The sequence below is a fragment of the Polynucleobacter sp. MWH-UH24A genome (genome assembly GCF_018687475.1).
Classification (GTDB): Bacteria; Pseudomonadota; Gammaproteobacteria; order Burkholderiales; family Burkholderiaceae; genus Polynucleobacter.
The window spans coordinates 657,251-676,681 of sequence record NZ_CP061292.1 but is presented as its reverse complement, the minus strand read 5'-3'; the positions used below and the strand labels follow the sequence as shown (position 1 = coordinate 676,681).

Sequence of the window (19,431 nt, the reverse complement as noted above, 5' to 3'; positions counted from 1 at the left end):
ATAGAAGTTTTTTGGACACTCGACTAAAATATGCATCATCATGAATATTTCTTCCAGTAAAGAAATTCTGAACAAATGCTCCACCTGCGTTTTGGGGCAATTTTGTTTGCCACTGGGCCTTTCTGCCAATGAAGTGACGCAAGTGGACACTCTCGTCAAAGATCGAGTCCATCTCCACAAGGGCGATACCTTATACCGGCACGGTGAACCGCTCAACGCCATATACAGCGTTCGTTTTGGTACCCTAAAAACAGAGCATTCATTACCGGATGGTCGAGCACAAATCATTGGCTTTCATATGCCTGGTGAGATTTTGGGTTTGGACGGTATTGGCGAGCACCAATACCAGGCCAATGCAATTGCGCTCGAAGAAAGTGAGGTTTGCATCATTCGCTTCTCCGAATTTGAAAACCTTGCGTCACAAATACCCAGTTTGCAACATCAATTTCACCGTATTTTAAGTCGCGAATTAACTCAAGACCAACGTCATTTACTGTCATTGGGAACTCTCAGAGCCGAAGAACGACTTGCTGGATTTTTAATTAATCTCTCCCAACGGTATGCTGCGCGTGGATACGAATTTACTGAATTCGATTTAAAGATGAGTCGCGAGGACATTGGTAGTTACCTAGGGATTCAAATTGAAACAGTGAGTAGGATGTTGTCACGTTTTACCGAGTCTGGCTTATTGCAGATTAAGCAACGCCATGTCAAGCTAATCGACATTGAGGGACTCTACCAGCTCGCTGGAGTGCCAAACGCGAATGATAAAACCAACTGTTCATCGCCTGTGCGACTTAGTTGAGCAAGTCATCATCCGATGACTTTGAATCTAAAAAACAGTCGCGTACGATAAATAATGAGATCGCGCTTGAAATGGCGCAGATGGACCAAAAGGCAAAAAAACCAATTGAGTAGATCGCTTCATTGGATAACTGATGCGGCTGACCAAACAGCAACAAATCTTCAGGCTTAAATAAACTAAATACCAAGCCTTCCGCAATGATTGCTGCCAAAAAAGAAGGCCAAAGAATCCAAATGGCTGTCTTCAGTTTCACGGTTGCACCTGTTCAACCTTAAGTCCCCGCTTAACGCCATCCCGAACGGGTTCATCGGCATGTACGGTAAAGGCTAAGTAAATAGTAATTGCACAACCAATGGCTGCCAACGCAGGTCCCAGAATTAATAACCAGGGCCAAAGCTGTTTCCACCATGGTTTTGAACTTTGCGGTTCTGCTTTCATAATGTCTCTCCCTTTCATTATCGGGGCACAATAAAACTTGATTTTTCATCTCGCGAACGGATTTGCTCACCCTCCAGACCACGAAACTCGAATTGGATGGGGTGCGATCCCGATATCGCCTCATTGATCGCCACACTCACCTTCACAGGAATCAATAAATTACTGGCTGGCGCAATCACCACACTGTGAATAACCTTACCACCAGCATCAAGCACTGCAATATCTGGCAAACCAGTAGCTTTAACAGCCACCCGCATTGGCGACTCTGAAGAGTTCATGAGTTGAATTCGATAGACGTTCTCAATATAGCGACCGTCAACTTCTCGAGCCAAGGCTCCGCGATCGCGCATCACATCAACACGAAGTGGATTACGTGTAAAGAGTGAGAATAAGAAAACCGAGGTCAATACAAAAATAATTGAGGAATAAATCAAGATGCGTGGACGAAATAAATGGCTGCGTGCCGATTGATTCGATTCACGATTTAGCATGGCGCGCTCGGTGGTATAACGCACCAAGCCCTTGGGGTAACGCATCTTATTCATCACTTGATTACAAGCATCGATACAAGCACCGCAGCCAATGCACATGTATTGCAAACCATCACGAATATCAATCCCTGTGGGGCATACTTGAACACAGATACTGCAATCGACGCAATCACCCAAGCCCTTTTGAACTTGATTTTCTGACTTGTTGCGACTACCACGCGGCTCACCGCGCATCTTGTCGTAGGTCACGACAAAGGTGTCTTTATCGACCATCACACTTTGAAATCGTGCATAGGGGCACATATATTTACAAACCTGCTCGCGCATAAACCCTGCATTGCCCCATGTTGCAAAGCTATAGAAAAACAGCCAGAACGTTTGCCATGGACCCAAAGAAAAAGCCAAGATGTTGGCGCTTAGTTCTTTAATGGGCGTGAAATACCCAATAAAGGTAAAACCAGTCCACAGGGCAATGAGAAGCCACAATGCATGTTTCGTGATTTTCAGTCGCCACTTTTTAAAACTCCAAGGCCACTCTTCTCCATCCAAGCGAATGCGGGCAAACCGATCGCCCTCCACTTTGCGCTCAATCCACATGAAGATTTCGGTGTAGACCGTTTGCGGACAAGCGTAGCCACAAAATAAACGGCCTGCGACAGCAGTAAATAGAAATAGGCTAAGCGCCGATAAAATCAGCAGTAGCGTGAGATAAATCACATCCTGCGGCCACAATACCAAACCAAAGATGTAAAACTTACGCTGTACTAAATCAAATAAAACAGCCTGACGATCATTCCAGCTGAGCCACGGTAGTCCGTAGTACAACAACTGGGTAAGCACCACAAAGACCAACCGCCAGCTTGCAAACGGTCCACTAACTGAGCGCGGATAAATATGTTTACGAACTTCGTAAAGCGACTGCTCTACGATCTCGATCACAGGCTTGCTGTCGACAGCAGTCTGTGTCGCTGAAGTTTGATTCATGGCTTTACTTCTTTGTACTCATTGGCTGATGCGATAAACCCCAAACATACGCCGTCAGAATCTGAATCTTTTCGGGAGTAAGAATTGCCTCATGGCCTGGCATGACCCCATTTCGACCCTTTTGCACAGTCTCAGTAATCGCTTTCTCTGAACTACCATAGAGCCACACCCTGTCGGTTAAATTGGGTGCCCCCAGAATGATATTGCCTTTACCATCAGGGCCGTGGCAAGCAGCACAGTTGGATTTGTAGACAGCCTCACCCTGAGCAACTCGCAAATCGTTTGCGGGCAAATTCGAGAGACTGCGGACATAGGCGACCACCTCACTAATTTGGGCAGAACTTAGATGTCCAAAAGCAGGCATAACACCTGCGCGGCCTTGCACAATCGATGTCCGAATCAACTCGGGTTCACCACCATACAAATAATCTTTGTCATGCAAGTTTGGAAAACCCTTGGAGCCCCCGGCATCTGAGCCATGGCATTGTGCGCAATAGTTTAAAAATAAGCGCTGCCCCATTTCGTTGGCTTTGGGATCGGCCGCAACTTGCTCAATACTCATTTGCATGTATTTGGCATAAACCGGTTGCAGATCTTTATTTGCGGTCTGCACGGATTGATCATGCTCTGCTTGAGTACTGTATCCCAAGATACCTTGATAGGCGCCCAAACCGGGATAAAGAACCAGATAAATAGCTCCGAAGATGCATGAGATAATGAACATCCACATCCACCAGCGTGGTAATGGATTATTCAGTTCACGTAGATCATCATCCCAGACATGACCCGTATCGGTTACGTTACCCGAAGAATCGGTTGGTACCTTAGTTTTACGTTGTGACATCAATAACCATAAACACCAAATAATGCCAACGATCGTAACGATCGCAATAAAAATACTCCAACCGGGACTAAAAAAATCACTCATGATTGATCCTTCTGAAACTCATCCGGAAGTGCAAATGGTAAATTTGCTGACTCCTCATTAGCAGCCTTGCGATGCTTCGACCAAGCCCACCAAATAATTCCTAGAAACACAAACAAGCCAAAAGTGCTCGATATTGCCGATAGATAAGCGGTAAATGCTTGCATGCTGATCTCCTTTATTGGCTGGCAGTTTTAGTAGTAGCGCGGCGATTAAGACCCAAGCCCTGCAAATAGGCGACTAAGGCATCCTCTTCCGTTTTCCCTTCAAGCTCTTTCGGGGCATTTGCAATTTCGTCATCGGTATATGGAACCCCCAGACGCTTTAATGCACGCATGTGTTTTTGAATGCTCGAAACATTCGCTGGTGCATTTTGCAAGTATGGATAAGCTGGCATATTCGATTCTGGAACGACATCTCGAGGATTACGCAAATGGATACGCTGCCAATCATCGGAGTAGCGACCGCCCACACGAGCAAGGTCAGGTCCTGTTCGTTTGCTACCCCATAGGAATGGGTGATCAAAAACCGATTCGCCAGCGACAGAATATGGACCATAGCGCTCGGTCTCCGAACGCAAAGTACGAATTTGCTGGGAATGGCAGCCAACGCAACCTTCGCGCTGGTAAATGTCACGTCCAGCCAATTGCAATGCTGTGAACGGCTTGATTCCAGGGCTTGGCTCGGTGGTTGAGTGCTGGAAAAAGAGCGGCACAATTTGTACGAGGCCAGCCACGCTAACTACGAAAATGGTGGTGATGATGAGCCAACCGACGTTCTTTTCGAGGGTGGCGTGAGAGAAAAATTTATGTTGATCTGACATTTTTTTCTCCGGATTAATGAGCAACTTGAAGGTTTGTTGGAATCCGTGCGTCCACAAAGCGTTCGCCATATAAAGTCTTGAAAACGTTGTACGCCATCAAGAACATGCCGCCCAAGTAACAAATACCGCCTAAGAGTCGAATCACGTAGAAGGGATAACTGGCCTTAACCGATTCAACAAAGCTATAGGTCAATGTGCCATCAGCCTCAAAAGCTCTCCACATCAAGCCCTGCATCACACCTGCAATCCACATCGCAGCAATATAGAGAACCACGCCAATGGTAGCAATCCAGAAATGCAACTCAATGAGACGAGTGCTATACATCTCCTTCTTACCAACTAAACGAGGAATCAGGTAGTACAAAGAACCGATTGTGATCATGGCAACCCAGCCCAAAGCGCCAGAATGAACGTGGCCGATAGTCCAATCGGTGTAGTGCGACAAGCCATTAACGGTCTTAATCGACATCATTGAACCCTCAAAGGTTGACATACCGTAGAACGACAGCGCCACGATTAAGAATTTGAGGATGGGGTCACTGCGTAATTTGTACCAAGCCCCAGATAGGGTCATGATGCCGTTGATCATGCCGCCCCACGAGGGTGCTAACAAAATTAATGAGAACACCATGCCTAGCGATTGGGTCCAATCAGGCAATGAGGTGTACTGCAAATGATGGGGGCCTGCCCACATATAGGTAAAGTTAAGGGCCCAGAAATGCACGATCGATAAACGATAGGAATAAATTGGGCGATCGGCCTGCTTAGGAATGAAGTAATACATCATGCCCAAGAAGCTAGTGGTCAAGAAAAAGCCTACGGCATTGTGACCATACCACCATTGAATCATGGCATCTTGTGCACCAGAGTATGCCGAGTAGGACTTCCACAAACTTGCTGGCATCTCAATATTGTTCACAATATGCAAAATGGCAATGGTCAGAATATAGGCGCCAAAGAACCAGTTCGATACATAAATATGCTTGGTCTTGCGCTTCATGATGGTGCCAAAAAACACAATCGCATAAGCAACCCAAACAACCGTAATCAGAATATCGATGGGCCACTCCAATTCGGCATACTCTTTTGAGGTGGTAATCCCAAGTGGTAAGGTAATCGCAGCTGCCACGATCACGAGCTGCCAACCCCAAAAGGTAAATGCAGCCAATTTGTCACTGAATAGTCGGACCTGACAGGTGCGTTGCACGATGTAATAGGAGGTTGCAAATAAAGCACTACCCCCGAAGGCAAAAATCACCGCGTTGGTATGCAGGGGTCTTAAGCGACCATAGCTTAACCAAGGAATGTTCATTGTGATCTCTGGCCAAATCAGCTGAGCTGCCAGAACCACCCCGACAAACATGCCGACAATGCCCCATAACACCGTAATGATGGCAAATTGACTAACGACCTTGTAATTAAAGTTTGTGTCTTGCGACCCACTGATGGCTAACGCCATACAACCTCCCTAAGCAAAATGACTGGGCTAAAAGCTTTGGGAAATTATCGAGTTAGGGGAACATCCGTATTTTGATGTAGATCAAATATTAGGGGGGTCTTTGCGCTGGGGGCCATCATCATCAAGCAAGATTGACTCGCCGGGGCCCTGGAGGTCGTCGAACTGACCACCCTGAATCGACCAATACAACAAATAGGCAAGGCCCGCGACCAGCAAAAGCGATAAGGGAATTAGTAAATACAAGCTTTCCATGCAATTAGTCTAATCTAGACCTTACGTAAACGCCATGCATTAAGCGTTACTAAAAGCGATGAGGATGCCATTCCAATACCAGCCACCCAAGGATTAATCCACGCCATCATTGCTACCGGAATAACCGTCACGTTATACAAGAACGCCCATAGAAGATTTTGCCGAATAATTTTTTGGGTACGATGCGCTAAGGAAAATGCCTTCACCAAGGTCTCAAAATGAGGACTGATCAATACAGCGTCTGCACCGGCAGCTGCCAATGGAGCGCCGCTTCCCATTGCGATTGACACATCGGCTTTTGCTAGGAACGGCGCATCATTAACCCCATCACCAATCGCACACACTTTGGCGCCATCGGCTTGCAGTTGACGAATAAACTCGTATTTTTCTTCAGGGCTAGCACCACCCCGGTAATGTGCAATTCCGTGATGGTGCGCCCAGGCCTCAACGGTTGCAGGCGTATCACCCGACAATAGATGAACCGCAATCCCATGGGCATGTGCATATTGCAATAAAGTTGCAACGCCCTCTCTGGGGCGATCTAAAAAGCTGAATTGAGCGATGAGCCCTTGATCATCCCCTAAGTAAACATGACTATAGAGCACATCAAATGGGGTGGGTAACGATTGCACACCCACCCAGTCGGCCTTACCAAGTCGGTAGTTGCCATTGGATAACCCTTTACCCAAGTGATTGGCGCTTCGCTCTAAAAAATGATGAGGCATTAAGCCACGCTCTCGGAGTGCAAGACCAAATGCCAAGCCCAAAGGATGGTTCTGTCCCTCTTCCATGCCAACTGCCAGCGCTAACACCTCACCTTCAGTCATGCCATTGCGAAATACGGTGATGGTTTGTATACGAGGCTCACCGATCGTTAGCGTTCCGGTTTTATCCATGACCAAGGTGTTTGCTTTACTCAAACCTTCAAGGGCGCGACCATGAATCACTAATAAACCAATCTTGGTTAGCGCACCCTGAGCAGCTGCTAATGCAGTAGGAATTGCTAATGACAATGCACAAGGACAACTTGCCACCAATACACCAAGCATCACAGGCCAAGCCCTACTTGGATCTACCAGTAACCAAGTTGCGCTACTGATGATCGCTGCGATGATTAGAAGAATCACAAATCGACCGGCCCAGATTTCGGCCAATCCCAACAGGGGTGGCTTCGCTTGGAGAGCACGATCTAACAAGATTGCAATGCCAGCCAAGCGGGTAGTCTGGCCCACCGCCGTAATCTCCATCGCAATACTATTTTGAATGTTATGCGTACCCGCAAACAAGTGATCACCACGAGACTTTTGTATCGGCCTTGACTCGCCAGTCAATAACGCTTCACTCACGCTGGTATATGAATCGATTAGTACGCCATCCGCCGGAATAATCTCACCAGGGCCCACCCGAACTCGATCGCCGACGAGACAACGCACCACCGGTATGCGCTCAACCGCAGTACTCTTGGGATAATCCAGGTAGCGCTCACAGCTAGCCGGAAGCTGTTTGGCTAAGGCCTCTGAACCACTTTGAGCATCCTGCCTGGCAATCAATTCGATGTAACGTGCCCCAAGAGTAAATGCCACAAACATTGTGATCGAATCAAAATAACTCGGACCATCCCCCACTACTAAATTGACGGTGCCTACTGTAAAGGCCATCCCCAGTGCTAAGGCAATTGGCACATCCATCCCCAAGGATCGCGTTTGCGCAAAAGAGCGCATACTGCGCCATGCTGAACTAAAGATTGGGGCTGCGGAGTAGAGAACAACAGGAACAGTTAATAGCCAACTTGTCCAGTTCAGTAAGAGATTATTTTCTGGAGACAGATCAACAGAGTCGGTATAAATCGGCCAGGCATACATCATGACTTGCATCATGCCTAAGAGCGCAACCCCCAAACGAAACAATAAATTTCTGCGCTCGCGCTTACTGCGTAGAGCCAACTCCGAGGGCTCATAAGGCCAGGCTAGATATCCAATGCGCTGCACCTCATACAATATTTTTGGTAAGGTAATTTTCTGAGGATCAAAGCGCACAATGGCTTTTAACGTGACGTAATTAATTTGGACATCATCAATTCCAAAGACGCGCTGCAAATGATGATCACAAAGCCAAACACATGCTGCACAACGGATTTTTTCGAGGGACAAGATCGATTCAGCAAAGCCGGAATCCAAAACCTTCACAAAGCGCGCTTGCAGGGTCGGATCGTTATAGACTTCGAGTGTTTCAGGTAATTCATTACCAGCTAGTAAATAGTCAGGACGTTCGCCAGCCGGTACCTGACGCTGATAAAAACTCTCAAGACCTTCCCCATAAATGGTTTGAGCGACCGCCATGCAGCCAGCACAACAAAATGGGCGCGATGTACCGCCTAAGTCTGCATGCAAGGCGCTTTTAGCCTCAGTATCACTGCCGCAGTGGTAGCACGGTATCGATGAAGTAGTCATACGAGCCTACAAAAACAAAGGGCTGCCAAGGCAGCCCTCCCAGTAGATCAATACCAAATTATTTAACCAAGAGAACAGGCTGCTTGGCTGACGACACAACCCGTTGAGCAACCGATCCAATCAAGAGATCGAGCATACCGCCACGACCCTTAGCGCCCATTACAATCATGTCAAACTTTTCTTTTGTGGCAGTTTGTAGAATTTCTTGAGCAACATGACCGCGCTTGATAATCATATTGTGCTTAACGCCTGCTGCATCTAGAGCTTTCTGGGCAGGTTTTAACTCTTTTTCACTAATTTCACGTAAATAGTCATCCACTACGCTTTTGCTGACAAATTGCTTAACGTGATTAAGGCCAAAATCATCATGAACACTAATTAAAGTGACAGAACACTTACTACGTATATTTGCAACCAGTTGAGCAACATACTTAGCGGCACTCAATGAAGTCTTTGAGCCATCAATTGGTAGTAGTATTTTCATATGCTCTCTTTCGCTATTTGATTTAATAAGTCCAGTGTATTGTTTTGGTTAACTATCTTTTTGATCTATATCAAATACAACCGGTTTTTATACGTATTCAATTCCAGCGCGGGCCGTTGGATCATTGATCAATCAAGCTTACGTTGATCCCCAGGGACCCCAATGGGGTCCGGGCGGAGACTCTTGATTCCATTTGACAGGGTACCTTGCAGTGCCGATACCAAGTCGTGACCAAACAAATGTGGTGGCAGCCAATACGATGACGCCCAGCAGAACATGGGTCCAAATATCCATAAAACCAGCATGCGCATGAATCATGATCAAGGGGTTGGCTCCTGCGGGCGGATGCACTGTCTTCGTTAGCAATAACACCGCGATCGTAATAAGTACCGATACGACCAACACCCAAGTTGAATCGCCAAAGACTTGATAACAGATCACTCCAATGAGGGCAGATAGTAGATGTCCACCAAATAGAGCTCTAGGCTGAGTTGGCGGCAAGGTTGTTAGACCAAATAGGAACAAGGTGGAACCACCTAATGATGCGAGTAACAAGGTGGAATCTTGTGGACGAACCACATGCAAGGCCAAAAACAACGCCACACTTGCCCCACCCAAAACCCAGAGGATCCGCAAAATGGTTTGTTTCATGTACGCAGTTTACGCCATAGTTTGTAGGGTCTTTATTGAGGTATATAGTGATACCTCACGAGGACTTATTTGCAAACCTTTCTTAACCACCTCTCCGTATCACTGTTACGCTTTGTCCTAATTCTTCCATATGCATGGATTATTCAACTGGGTCGTGGTTTAGGATGGATCGTCGCCCATATACCAAGCGATCGTCAGCGCGTGGTCTTAATTAACTTACGTCTTTGTTTTCCAAAACTATCTGCTAAAGAAATTGAGGTGTTGGCTTTGCAACATTGGCAGTTATTTGGGCGCAGTATTTTGGAACGCAGTCGGATTTGGCTTGGCACCCCCGCTCAGATCAATGAAATGATTCAGATTGATTCTGAAATTGAATTAGGGGATCGAAAGCCCCGTATTTTGGTCAACCCCCATTTTGTAGGCATTGAAGGTGGTATTGCTTTGTGTGCCCTAGCCGAGAAAATGGATTGGCCGCGCGGAGTGACGCTCTATCAAAAGATGAAAAATCCATTTTTTGATCAAAAGATCATCGAGTGGCGCGGCCGCTTCGGTGGACGATCCATTCCAAGGCAAGGGCATCTCATCGAAACGGTTCGAGAAATTAAAAATGGCAATTTTGTTTTCATCGCACCTGACATTGATCTTGGCATCAAAGACTCGGTATTTGTCCCATTCTTTGGAGTTCAAACCAATACGATTACCGCGATTTCACGTTTAGCCAAACTCAGCGGTGCCGAAGTTTGCATTATGCAAACCACTCTTAATCCTGATTGCTCTGGATATGTTTGCCATATCGGTAAAGCTCTTGAGTCATTTCCAAGTGATGATGAAGAAGCTGATACCGCTCGTCTCAATCAATGCTTTGAAAATGCAATTCGTCTGCGTCCCGCTGAATACTATTGGGTTCATAAACGCTTTAAAAATCGCCCTACTGGAGAAGTTCGGATTTATTAGTGTAAAAATAGCATCTCAAGGAGATATCGAGATGAGACAGTTTATTAGCGCTAACCAAATGAAGATGGCTTATCAAATTGACGGCCCAGAAAATGGTCCAACGATTTTTTTAAGCAATAGTCTGATGTCAAGCATCGAAATGTGGGATCGCACCCTGCCTGCGCTCACTGACCGTTATCGAGTGATCCGTTACGACACTCGCGGTCATGGGCAAAGTGAAGTAACCCCAGGTCCCTACAGCATCGCCCTTCTAGCGGAAGACTTAATTTCCCTGATGCGCGCTCTGGGAATTAAGAAGGCGCATTTTGCAGGCCTCTCCATGGGGGGCATGATTTGCCAATACATTGGTGCTAATTACCCGGAAAATGTTTTATCACTCAGTCTTTGCGATACCGCCAGCGAGATGCCTCCGCGCAGTATGTGGGAGGAGCGTTTTGCCATTGCGAGATCACAAGGGATTGCTGGCCTCGTGGATGGAACCATCAAACGTTGGTTCTTAAACGACTTTATTGAACGCGAACCAGATCAGATTGAACGAGTAAGAAAAATGATTCTGGCGACACCCGTGGAAGGCTATTTGGGCTGCGCCAGTGCGGTTCGGGATATGGCGCAATCGACGATGCTCTTAAAAATAAAAGCCCCAACATTAATTTTATTGGGCATGCAAGATCCGGCTTGTACCTATGAGCAATCTACCGTATTGCATCGATTAATTGCTCAGTCCTCGCTAGTCACCATTGATCAAGCTGCGCACCTATCAAACATTGAGAAACCCGCTGAATTTAATAATGCCTTACGGGGATTCTTAGATTCTGTGGCATAGTACTCAAGCAGTCATAATAAAAAGGAGACATCATGCAAATTCGTATTAAAAAATACCTCATTGCTGCCACAGCGCTTGCATTTACTGGGACATTGAGTCTGCCAATTCAAGCACAAAGCGCCGCAGCCAGTTACCCCAATAAAACCGTCAAAATGGTTGTGCCTCTCACGCCTGGATCGGGCGCTGACATTGCTGGTCGCATTGTTGCCAAGAGTCTTGCAGAAACTTGGAAGCAGCCCGTCATTATTGAAAACCGTCCCGGTGCTGGTGGCTTGCTAGGTACTGGTGTGGTGGTGAACTCTGAACCCGATGGTTACACCCTTTTGGTTCAATCGGCATCCTATGCCGCCAATCCTGCGATTTATAAAAAACTGCCCTATGACCTAAAGAGTCTGACCGATGTCAATATTTTGGGCAGTAGCCCCTATGCGCTGATTGTGTCTGCTGAGAGTCCTTACAAAACTCTCAAAGATTTAATCAATGCCGCCAAAGCGAAACCAGGTGATATTCCATTTGCGAGCGCTGGGGTCGGTAGTTCAACCCATTTAGCCGCCGAGTATTTCAATCAAACCGCTGGCATTAAGATGCTGCACGTCCCCTTCAAGGGATCTCCTGAGGCGATTCAAGAAACCATTGCTGGTCGTACCGCCTTCTACATGGCTCCTTTACAAACTGCCATTTCACAGATTCAGGGTGGCAAAGTTCGTGCCTTAGGCGTAACAAGCGCGAGCCGTGCCGAGGCGGCTCCTACGATCCCAACCATTGCCGAACAAGGATTCTCGGGTTTTGATATTGGTTTATGGGTTGGCGTCTGGGCTCCATCGGCCACACCACCAGCGATCTTGCAAAAGCTCAATGCCGATATCAATCGTGCCCTAGGGGACTCTGAAGTGAAATCGGCATATGCCAAAGCAGGCATCACCATTAAACCAATGAATCTTGCCGAAACTGAAAAGTTTGTTCGTAGTGAAATCAGCAAGTACACCAAGATTGCCAAAGACGCTGGGATTGAACCTCAATAACGCACCCCTTTGCCAAGCTCCAGACCAGGCCCTCAAAAAGCCTGGTCTCGTTCTTTGTAAGAATGCAACCGATTGCCATGCGCACATCTGTGGGCCTCAATCGCTGTATCCCTACATAGCAAATCGGATCTATACCCCACCAGATGCCTTACTTCCCCACTATGAGGCACTACTGGATAGTCTTGGGGTTCAACGCTCGGTATTGGTCCAGCCCAGTATTTATGGAACGGATAATCGCGCACTGCTTGCAGCGATACAAAAAAATCCATCGCGCTTTCGGGGAGTCGCAGTGGTGGATTGGGATATTAGCGATACAGCATTAGAAGATCTTCATCTTGCGGGAATTCGTGGAGTGCGCTGTAATATTGTGGATCTTGCTGAGGCTAAAGGTGTTCTACCAATTAGCCAATTGTCCGCATTAGCAAATAAGATTGCACCCTTTGGCTGGCATTTAGAATTTCTGATGCACGTTAATGAGTTCCCAGATCTCGCACAACTCTTATCGAATTTCCCTGTCCCAGTCGTTCTAGGACATCTTGGGTATTTAAAAACAAATCTCGGTGTCAAAGATCGTGGATTTCAAAACTTGTTATCGCTGATGCGTGAGGAGCGTGCTTGGGTCAAACTAACAGGCCCCTACCGAATCACATCGGAAGCAAGAGTCCCCTATGCCGATACCAATCCATTTGCGCATGCCTTAATCGCAGCCAATCCAAGGCAAGTGGTGTGGGGTACAGACTGGCCCCATGTGATGGTCAAGGGGGTAATGCCTAATGATGCGGATCTTGTCGATTTACTTCAAGAGTGGGTACCAGACCCAACGTTACGCAGGCAGGTTCTTAGTGAGAACCCAGAGCGTTTGTATCAATTTGAAGGCGATGCCTAAAAAAACAGCCCGCAGTGCGGGCTGAATTTTAATATCGATGGATTTTTAAAGACCCATATTCTGCTGAGCCACCATTAAATACAACATGGGGATCGATAAAACGGTATTAATACGTGAAGTCAACATTGCAGTACGTGCAGATTTAGCTTTCGTGTCTGCGTCAACAGTCACAATGCCGAGAGCCCGTTTTTGATTGGGCCAAATAATGAACCAAACGTTAAATGCCATGATGAGAGCAATCCACATGCCAAGACCAATTGCAAGGAAAGGCTGTTGCAAGGTAAAAGCTTGATGGGCGTAGCCGTTCAGAATCGCCAGGATAATTCCGGTTAACACCGTAGCCATGGCGGCGAATCGAAACCAAAAGAGTGCGGTCGGAGCAATTACTTTACCAATCGCTGGTTTTTGTTCATCCGGAATCTTAGGCATCGATGGAATTTGTACAAAATTAAAGTACCACAACAAGCCAATCCACATCACGCCTGATATCACATGCAGGTAACGGAATACAAAAGAAATCCAACCTGGATTACCGATATTAGAGCTGCCGAATAGAATAATGATCAGCACCAAGAGCACAAAACCTGCTAGAACGGTGCGGCCAAGGGAGGTCAAGATTGATGCCATTTAATAGTCTCCTAAAGGAACAAACCCTGCAACTATATACCAAAGTCATGGCTTTTGCCTTGATCCTGATTGGTAGTTATTAAATCGGTATAAGATTTATTAATGAAGAGAGTTTTTATCCAAGAAGTGGTTACTCGTGATGGCTTTCAGGCAGAGCCGCGCTTTATTCCCACAGAAGACAAAATCCGCTTAATTAATCGCTTAAGTCATGCTGGCTATGCCAAGATTGAGGTGACTTCTTTTACAAGCCCCAAAGCCATTCCAATGCTCGCTGATGCAGAAGCAGTAATGCGTGGCATTGATCGTGTTCCAGGGGTCGAGTACACGGTCTTAATTCCAAACCTACGTGGTGCTGAGCGCGCCCTTGCAGTTGGCGTTGATGAATTCAATCTCGTGATGTCGGTCAGCGAGACCCATAATCAGTCCAATCTACGAATGTCCCGTGCCGATTCAGCTAAAGCTCTTGGTGAAGTCATTTCCTTGGCACATCAAACCAAAGTAGCCGTCAATATCTCTCTCTCGACTAGCTTTGGTTGTCCAATGAGTGGTATGACCCCAACGCATGAACTAATGCATTGGATTGATCACTTTGTTGATCAAGGCGTGCGGGGTATTAGCATTTGCGACACCACCGGTATGGCCAATCCTCGGCAAGTCGCTGAAATTTGCGAGCAAGCGCAATCCAAGCATCCCGATACACAGTGGACGTTGCATTTTCATAATACGCGTGGCATGGGCCTAGCCAATGCTTTAGCTGCTGTTCAGGCCGGGATTGTGCGCTTTGATTCGTCCTTGGGCGGTTTGGGTGGCTGCCCTTATGCCCCAGGAGCTACAGGGAATATCTGCACCGAAGAACTGGTACACATGCTAGATCTAATGGGGTTTGAGACACACATGAACCTGGATTTATTACTCGAGTGCGCAGCAGACTTACGCACACTGGTTGATCGCCCCTTGCCAAGCCAAGTTCTACTTGCAGGCAAGGTTGATCGACTCTACGACAAGATTTGTCAGAGCTAAATTACTTCTTGGCTACTTCTTCGCTGCAGCTTTCACTTTAGCTAAATACTCAGCAACACGGTGTTTAATGTCAGGCACCGATCCGGATTGCACCAGATCATAAAGATCGACCGTGCGAGTATCTCGCTTACACGCTTGCAGTGCCATGGCTCGAGCATCCGCCGGAATCTCCAGAATGTGCTCAAGAACCTGTGCCTCATAGGCATGCCAATCGGTCGCCTCCAAGACGGCGGTCAGGATCCCAAAATCTTTCGCTTGATGCGCATCAATACGGCGCGGATTTCCAATCAACTGTTGCGCTCGATCAGGACCAACACACTCGGCTAATCGACGGGAACCCAAGATCAGACCAAAACGGGCCCCAGGAAACATCATGCGCATATCTTCCGAACCAGCACGGTGACGACATGCCAAGAGCAAGTCCGCCCCCGCCCCAATCGTCTGTCCATGGGCTAATGCCATCGTGTCAAATGGCGCATGGGCAATGGCTTGAAGCATTTGCTCAATCCGCACAAAATGCAGAAGCAGATCGCCAGGGCTCGCATCATCAAAGTTTGAGAAATCAAATCCAGCACAGAAGCCCTGACCCTCGCCTCGAATTATCAGCAAGCGAGTGCCATCGGACTCCGCCTCCTTAGTGACAGCGAGTAGCTCAGAGGCTAACTCGTAACTGATCGCATTGCGCTTCTCAGGACGATTGAGGGTGACTCGTTTAATGTGCCCCGAATGTTCTACGCGTATGGTGTTCATGTTCACTCCACGATCTCTGAATTATGCTCACCCAAGCGCGGTGGTCTGCGCTCGATGGGAGCCGTTGTACCATTAAATTTAATGGGATTAATCACGGTTTTAGTTTGTTGGCCATTGGCCATCACCATGGGCTGCACCCAGCCCATCGCAAGGGTTTGAGGATCGTTTAATACGGCGGAATATTGATTGATTGGACAGCATGGCACACCTGCTTGGCTAAATTGTGCAATCCAATTAGCAGCCGTATCTTTTTGTAAGATCACTTCGATCAACTCTTTTAAAGCGATTTGATTTTTTGCCCGTAATGCTGTGCTAGTAAAACGTTCGTCTTTTAAAAGCTCGGGGCTCTTCAAAATCTGACAAACGGTTTCCCATAGCGCTTGTGTACCGGCTGCCATTACCAGATAGTCGTCTTTGGCCTTAAATGCCTGATACGGGGCGTTACGAGGATGGGCTGAACCTAATTTAACTGGATCTTTGCCAACCCCAAAATACTCCGAGGTTTGCAAGGCAGCAATTGCTAATGATGTACCCATCATCGGTACATCAATATGAACACCCTTACCCGTTTGCGCCACGGCCCGCAATTGCGCACAGATACTCATGGCACCATACAAACCAGCCGTGAAATCGGCAACCGGTACGCCGCACTTCACAGGTGCTCCATCGGGCTCTCCGGTCACACTCATGATGCCGCTCATTGCCTGAATCGTGACATCAAAGCCACCTTCGTTGGCACGTGGTCCAGTTTGACCATAGGCCGAGATCGAGCAGTAAATCAGTTTTGGATTGATGGCAAGGGCTGAATCAAAATCTAGGCCGAGGCGTTTCATGACGCCGGGGCGATTGTTCTCAATTAATACATCTGCATTTGTGATTAAAGATTTAGCTTTTGCGTTATCGTCGGGATTTTTTAAGTCTAGGGTAACAGAGCGTTTATTGCGATTTAAGGAAGCAAAGTTCTCGCTTAAGCGATCATTCTCAGGGCCGGTATGGGGAGGCCACGCGCGGAGCGTATCTCCTGCACCGGGGTTTTCTAATTTGATGACATCGGCACCAAGATCGGCGAGTAACAAAGCACAAAATGGTCCAGCAGCAACGTTACAAATTTCGAGAACGCGAATTCCAGCAAGCGGTTTTAAAGCAGAGAGATCAGCGGTGTTCATGGGCACCCTTTAAAAGGAATACCCTATTCTAACGACCTCTTTAGTAATAGCTCAGTGGTTGCGTCTTGCCCTTAAAGATGCGGTATGAGAACAAGGTATATGCCAAGATGGTTGGTAACACCACGATAGCTCCCCAGAAGATAACCCAAAGGGATTGAGTGGATGCCGCCGCTTGCCACACGGTCATGCGATCGACAATCAAATAGGGAAATAAACTGTAAGCAATACCAAAAAACGACAACCAAAAGATCGCAACCGTCGCTGTGAACGGCAACCACTCCCTCTGACTTGGGTTAGCTTTGAGTTGATGCAGTGCGCGATCCGTGATTAGAAATAAGAACGCGGTCGCAATCGGAATCGGTGCCAACCAAAGAATATTCGGATAACTAAACCAACGGCTCATAATTTCTGGACTGAAGTACGGTGTTGCAGCTGAGATCAAGGCAATACCTAATCCAGTTAACCATAAACTCGCCCGTGCCCACGAAATCGCGCGTAATTGCAAGGACCCTTCGGTTTTCATGATGAGCCACGTTGCGCCCAGCAAGGCATACCCTGCAGGCAAGCAAATTCCGACGAGGGCAGCAAAGACCCAACCCAATACCCCGGATTCATACCCAATAATGTGACGCCCAATCATTACACCTTGCGAGACCGCGGTTACTAAGCTACCAAAATAGAATAAGAAGTTCCAAAGCGGCTTTTGCGCTAAGTTGACCTTAGCCCGAAAATCAAATGACACTCCGCGCAGAATTAATCCAGCCAACATGATTGCCACAGGTAAATAAAGCTCAGTGAGGACAATGCCGTGTGCAAAGGGAAAGGCAACTAGCAAAATACCAACACCAAGCACCAGCCAGGTCTCATTCGCATCCCAAAAAGGTCCGATCGAAGAGATCATCACATCTTTGTCGGCATCTCCAGCACGTTTAAGCAAAATACCAACCCCGAGATCGTAGCCATCCAACACCACATACGACAACATGGCAAAGCCCATCGCCCCCAAGAAAAACAGGGGAAGCCATACGGAGGCTTGCGACCAGTCTGATGGGATCATTTAGGTTTGCAAGGAGGTTGATGGGGGTTGCATGGGAACTGTCACTCCTGCCTCTGCGCTCTTTTTATCTGCTTGCCTTGCCATGTAGAAGATTGCCCAAATGTAAGCAATGATTAAGGTGACGTAAAGGAAGAGATACATCATCAAACTACTAAAGACCATACCGCCTGGTAACTTAGTGGCCGCTTGCGCTGTAGTGAGCACACCGTGTACTAAATACGGCTGACGTCCAATTTCAGTCACATACCAACCAGCAACGACCGCTATCCAACCTGAGAAAGTCATCCAGACAAAAGCGCGAGCTAACCAATTTGGCAAATCTTGACCATGCCGCATCCGCCACCACCCATACCAAGATAAAGCCAACATCAGCATTCCAATTCCAACCATGATGCGAAAGGCAAAGAAGACTGGTTTGACTGGTGGTGTCTTATCAAAATCTTTTAGGCCCTTAACCTCACCGTTCCAATCGTGGGTTAAATAAAACGAAGCGAGCTTCGGAATCGCAATTTCAAACTTATTGGATTGGGTTTTTTCATCGGGGATGGCAAATAAAACAGCAGGAACGCCATTACCGGTCTCCCAGATTCCTTCCATTGCTGCTAACTTAGCCGGTTGATGCTTAAGAGTATTGAGTCCGTGCATATCCCCCAAGAAAATCTGGATGGGGGTCACAATTGCAGCTGCTACGATGCCAAACTTAAGAATGGCCTTATTGGCTTGAGTACGACTGCCTTGCAAATAACGATAGGCCGATAAACCGGCTAATAAGAAAAATACCGTTAGGAATGAAGCGGTCATCATGTGTGCAAAACGATATGGCATCGATGGGTTAAACACGATTTCCATCCAACTTACCGCATGGGCCTGACCGTCGATCATCTCAAAGCCTTGTGGGGTTTGCATCCAAGAATTGAGCACGATAATCCAGAATGCCGATAAGGTCGTGCCAAAGGCCACCAAGAAGGTCGCTAGGGTATGAACGCGCGGCGAAACACGCTTTGCACCAAATAACATGATGCCAAGAAAAGTGGCCTCAAGAAAGAAAGCGGTAAGTACTTCGTACGCAAGCAGTGGCCCGGCAATATTACCGACCGTCTCCATATAGCCTGGCCAGTTTGTGCCAAACTGAAAACTCATCGTGATGCCACTGACAACCCCTAAAGCGAAGGTAAGTGCAAATACCTTGACCCAAAATTGATACGCCTCTTGCCAATAGACTTCACCAGTGCGATTGAACTTCATCTTGAAATAAAACAGAACCCAGCCTAAAGCAATCGTGATGGTGGGAAATAAGATATGAAAGGTGATGTTGGCGGCAAACTGGATCCGGCTCAACATAATGGGGTCAAACATGACAATCC

General features: G+C 47.2%; 22 protein-coding genes. 6 read left to right on the top strand and 16 right to left on the bottom strand.

The features are described 5' to 3' along the window. Nucleotides 1–40 precede the first annotated feature (40 nt). Nucleotides 41–805, top strand: coding sequence for a cyclic nucleotide-binding domain-containing protein (locus ICV32_RS03550; RefSeq protein ID WP_215371980.1), 765 nt, complete (start codon nt 41–43; stop codon nt 803–805). Here the strand turns inward: ICV32_RS03550 and ICV32_RS03545 are convergent. From ICV32_RS03545 to ICV32_RS03495, 11 genes are all read right to left on the bottom strand, one after another. Beyond that, on the bottom strand, nt 798–1,058 hold the full coding sequence (locus tag ICV32_RS03545; RefSeq protein ID WP_215371978.1) for a hypothetical protein: 261 nt from the start codon (nt 1,056–1,058) through the stop codon (nt 798–800). The two genes, ICV32_RS03550 and ICV32_RS03545, sit on opposite strands and share 8 nt — an antisense overlap. Further along, the gene (locus ICV32_RS03540; RefSeq protein ID WP_215371976.1) at nt 1,055–1,243 is read right to left on the bottom strand and encodes a hypothetical protein; all 189 of its coding nucleotides are present in this window, start codon (nt 1,241–1,243) and stop codon (nt 1,055–1,057) included. Before ICV32_RS03540 ends, ICV32_RS03545 begins: the two co-directional genes overlap by 4 nt. 17 nt (nt 1,244–1,260) lie before the next feature. Further along, nucleotides 1,261–2,718 (bottom strand): cytochrome c oxidase accessory protein CcoG, encoded by a 1,458-nt coding sequence (ccoG, locus tag ICV32_RS03535; protein WP_215371974.1) that lies wholly within the window; start codon nt 2,716–2,718, stop codon nt 1,261–1,263. Nucleotides 2,719–2,722: 4 nt separating this feature from the next. Further along, the gene (gene ccoP, locus ICV32_RS03530; protein WP_215371972.1) at nt 2,723–3,646 is read right to left on the bottom strand and encodes a cytochrome-c oxidase, cbb3-type subunit III; all 924 of its coding nucleotides are present in this window, start codon (nt 3,644–3,646) and stop codon (nt 2,723–2,725) included. Further along, nucleotides 3,643–3,810: a CcoQ/FixQ family Cbb3-type cytochrome c oxidase assembly chaperone gene (locus ICV32_RS03525; RefSeq protein WP_108508153.1), complete on the bottom strand. Its 168-nt coding sequence runs from the start codon at nt 3,808–3,810 to the stop codon at nt 3,643–3,645. The genes ccoP and ICV32_RS03525 overlap by 4 nt, the downstream gene beginning before the upstream one ends. A gap of 11 nt (nt 3,811–3,821) precedes the next feature. Next, nucleotides 3,822–4,466 (bottom strand): cytochrome-c oxidase, cbb3-type subunit II, encoded by a 645-nt coding sequence (ccoO, locus tag ICV32_RS03520; protein WP_215371970.1) that lies wholly within the window; start codon nt 4,464–4,466, stop codon nt 3,822–3,824. A gap of 13 nt (nt 4,467–4,479) precedes the next feature. Beyond that, nucleotides 4,480–5,925 (bottom strand): cytochrome-c oxidase, cbb3-type subunit I, encoded by a 1,446-nt coding sequence (ccoN, locus tag ICV32_RS03515; protein ID WP_215371968.1) that lies wholly within the window; start codon nt 5,923–5,925, stop codon nt 4,480–4,482. 81 nt (nt 5,926–6,006) lie between these two features. Further along, complete coding sequence (ccoS, locus tag ICV32_RS03510) at nt 6,007–6,177, bottom strand: cbb3-type cytochrome oxidase assembly protein CcoS (protein ID WP_215371966.1); 171 nt, start codon at nt 6,175–6,177, stop codon at nt 6,007–6,009. Between the two features lie 14 nt (nt 6,178–6,191). After that, complete coding sequence (locus tag ICV32_RS03505; protein WP_215371964.1) at nt 6,192–8,627, bottom strand: heavy metal translocating P-type ATPase; 2,436 nt, start codon at nt 8,625–8,627, stop codon at nt 6,192–6,194. Between the two features lie 58 nt (nt 8,628–8,685). Then, nucleotides 8,686–9,111: a universal stress protein gene (locus tag ICV32_RS03500; RefSeq protein WP_215371963.1), complete on the bottom strand. Its 426-nt coding sequence runs from the start codon at nt 9,109–9,111 to the stop codon at nt 8,686–8,688. Between the two features lie 138 nt (nt 9,112–9,249). Continuing rightward, nucleotides 9,250–9,762, bottom strand: coding sequence for an HPP family protein (locus ICV32_RS03495; protein WP_215371961.1), 513 nt, complete (start codon nt 9,760–9,762; stop codon nt 9,250–9,252). Between the two features lie 69 nt (nt 9,763–9,831). On the opposite strand from ICV32_RS03495, the gene ICV32_RS03490 reads away from it, so the two are divergent. Genes ICV32_RS03490 through ICV32_RS03475 form a run of 4 tightly spaced genes read left to right on the top strand, consistent with a single transcriptional unit; the run spans nt 9,832 to nt 13,447 of the window. After that, nucleotides 9,832–10,716 carry a lipid A biosynthesis acyltransferase gene (locus ICV32_RS03490; protein WP_215371958.1) on the top strand — a complete coding sequence of 295 codons (885 nt, stop codon included), beginning with the start codon at nt 9,832–9,834 and terminating at the stop codon, nt 10,714–10,716. Nucleotides 10,717–10,747: 31 nt separating this feature from the next. Next, entirely contained in the window at nt 10,748–11,539 is a 792-nt protein-coding gene (gene pcaD, locus ICV32_RS03485; protein WP_215371956.1) for a 3-oxoadipate enol-lactonase, read from the top strand. 32 nt (nt 11,540–11,571) lie between these two features. Beyond that, complete coding sequence (locus tag ICV32_RS03480; RefSeq protein ID WP_215371954.1) at nt 11,572–12,561, top strand: tripartite tricarboxylate transporter substrate binding protein; 990 nt, start codon at nt 11,572–11,574, stop codon at nt 12,559–12,561. Continuing rightward, nucleotides 12,548–13,447 carry an amidohydrolase gene (locus ICV32_RS03475; RefSeq protein ID WP_215371953.1) on the top strand — a complete coding sequence of 300 codons (900 nt, stop codon included), beginning with the start codon at nt 12,548–12,550 and terminating at the stop codon, nt 13,445–13,447. The genes ICV32_RS03480 and ICV32_RS03475 overlap by 14 nt, the downstream gene beginning before the upstream one ends. Nucleotides 13,448–13,492: 45 nt before the next feature. Here ICV32_RS03475 and ICV32_RS03470 read toward each other — a convergent pair whose 3' ends face one another. Further along, on the bottom strand, nt 13,493–14,074 hold the full coding sequence (locus ICV32_RS03470) for a urate hydroxylase PuuD (protein ID WP_215371951.1): 582 nt from the start codon (nt 14,072–14,074) through the stop codon (nt 13,493–13,495). Between the two features lie 102 nt (nt 14,075–14,176). Between ICV32_RS03470 and ICV32_RS03465 the strand changes: the two genes are divergently transcribed. Next, a complete protein-coding gene (locus ICV32_RS03465; RefSeq protein ID WP_215371949.1) occupies nt 14,177–15,094 on the top strand; it encodes a hydroxymethylglutaryl-CoA lyase in 918 nt (305 codons plus the stop codon). Between the two features lie 12 nt (nt 15,095–15,106). Here the strand turns inward: ICV32_RS03465 and ICV32_RS03460 are convergent, their stop codons facing one another. From ICV32_RS03460 to ICV32_RS03445, 4 genes are read right to left on the bottom strand one after another with little or no spacing between them, the layout of a single operon-like run. Beyond that, nucleotides 15,107–15,844 (bottom strand): enoyl-CoA hydratase/isomerase family protein, encoded by a 738-nt coding sequence (locus ICV32_RS03460; RefSeq protein ID WP_215371947.1) that lies wholly within the window; start codon nt 15,842–15,844, stop codon nt 15,107–15,109. Nucleotides 15,845–15,846: 2 nt separating this feature from the next. Next, nucleotides 15,847–17,010 (bottom strand): CaiB/BaiF CoA-transferase family protein, encoded by a 1,164-nt coding sequence (locus ICV32_RS03455; RefSeq protein ID WP_215371945.1) that lies wholly within the window; start codon nt 17,008–17,010, stop codon nt 15,847–15,849. Between the two features lie 40 nt (nt 17,011–17,050). Then, nucleotides 17,051–18,067: a cytochrome d ubiquinol oxidase subunit II gene (locus ICV32_RS03450; protein ID WP_215371944.1), complete on the bottom strand. Its 1,017-nt coding sequence runs from the start codon at nt 18,065–18,067 to the stop codon at nt 17,051–17,053. After that, on the bottom strand, nt 18,068–19,423 hold the full coding sequence (locus ICV32_RS03445; protein WP_215371942.1) for a cytochrome ubiquinol oxidase subunit I: 1,356 nt from the start codon (nt 19,421–19,423) through the stop codon (nt 18,068–18,070). Nucleotides 19,424–19,431 lie beyond the last annotated feature (8 nt).

Coding starts and splice junctions, on each gene's coding strand:
- ICV32_RS03500 (WP_215371963.1), bottom strand. CDS start 9,111: ATGAAAATACTACTACCAATTGATGGCTCAAAGACTTCATTGAGTGCC.
- ICV32_RS03495 (WP_215371961.1), bottom strand. CDS start 9,762: ATGAAACAAACCATTTTGCGGATCCTCTGGGTTTTGGGTGGGGCAAGT.
- pcaD (WP_215371956.1), top strand. CDS start 10,748: ATGAGACAGTTTATTAGCGCTAACCAAATGAAGATGGCTTATCAAATT.
- ccoO (WP_215371970.1), bottom strand. CDS start 4,466: ATGTCAGATCAACATAAATTTTTCTCTCACGCCACCCTCGAAAAGAAC.
- ICV32_RS03525 (WP_108508153.1), bottom strand. CDS start 3,810: ATGCAAGCATTTACCGCTTATCTATCGGCAATATCGAGCACTTTTGGC.
- ccoP (WP_215371972.1), bottom strand. CDS start 3,646: ATGAGTGATTTTTTTAGTCCCGGTTGGAGTATTTTTATTGCGATCGTT.
- ICV32_RS03550 (WP_215371980.1), top strand. CDS start 41: ATGAATATTTCTTCCAGTAAAGAAATTCTGAACAAATGCTCCACCTGC.
- ICV32_RS03450 (WP_215371944.1), bottom strand. CDS start 18,067: ATGATCCCATCAGACTGGTCGCAAGCCTCCGTATGGCTTCCCCTGTTT.
- ICV32_RS03480 (WP_215371954.1), top strand. CDS start 11,572: ATGCAAATTCGTATTAAAAAATACCTCATTGCTGCCACAGCGCTTGCA.
- ICV32_RS03465 (WP_215371949.1), top strand. CDS start 14,177: ATGAAGAGAGTTTTTATCCAAGAAGTGGTTACTCGTGATGGCTTTCAG.
- ccoG (WP_215371974.1), bottom strand. CDS start 2,718: ATGAATCAAACTTCAGCGACACAGACTGCTGTCGACAGCAAGCCTGTG.
- ICV32_RS03540 (WP_215371976.1), bottom strand. CDS start 1,243: ATGAAAGCAGAACCGCAAAGTTCAAAACCATGGTGGAAACAGCTTTGG.
- ICV32_RS03455 (WP_215371945.1), bottom strand. CDS start 17,010: ATGAACACCGCTGATCTCTCTGCTTTAAAACCGCTTGCTGGAATTCGC.
- ccoN (WP_215371968.1), bottom strand. CDS start 5,925: ATGGCGTTAGCCATCAGTGGGTCGCAAGACACAAACTTTAATTACAAG.
- ccoS (WP_215371966.1), bottom strand. CDS start 6,177: ATGGAAAGCTTGTATTTACTAATTCCCTTATCGCTTTTGCTGGTCGCG.
- ICV32_RS03505 (WP_215371964.1), bottom strand. CDS start 8,627: ATGACTACTTCATCGATACCGTGCTACCACTGCGGCAGTGATACTGAG.
- ICV32_RS03460 (WP_215371947.1), bottom strand. CDS start 15,844: ATGAACACCATACGCGTAGAACATTCGGGGCACATTAAACGAGTCACC.
- ICV32_RS03470 (WP_215371951.1), bottom strand. CDS start 14,074: ATGGCATCAATCTTGACCTCCCTTGGCCGCACCGTTCTAGCAGGTTTT.
- ICV32_RS03445 (WP_215371942.1), bottom strand. CDS start 19,423: ATGTTTGACCCCATTATGTTGAGCCGGATCCAGTTTGCCGCCAACATC.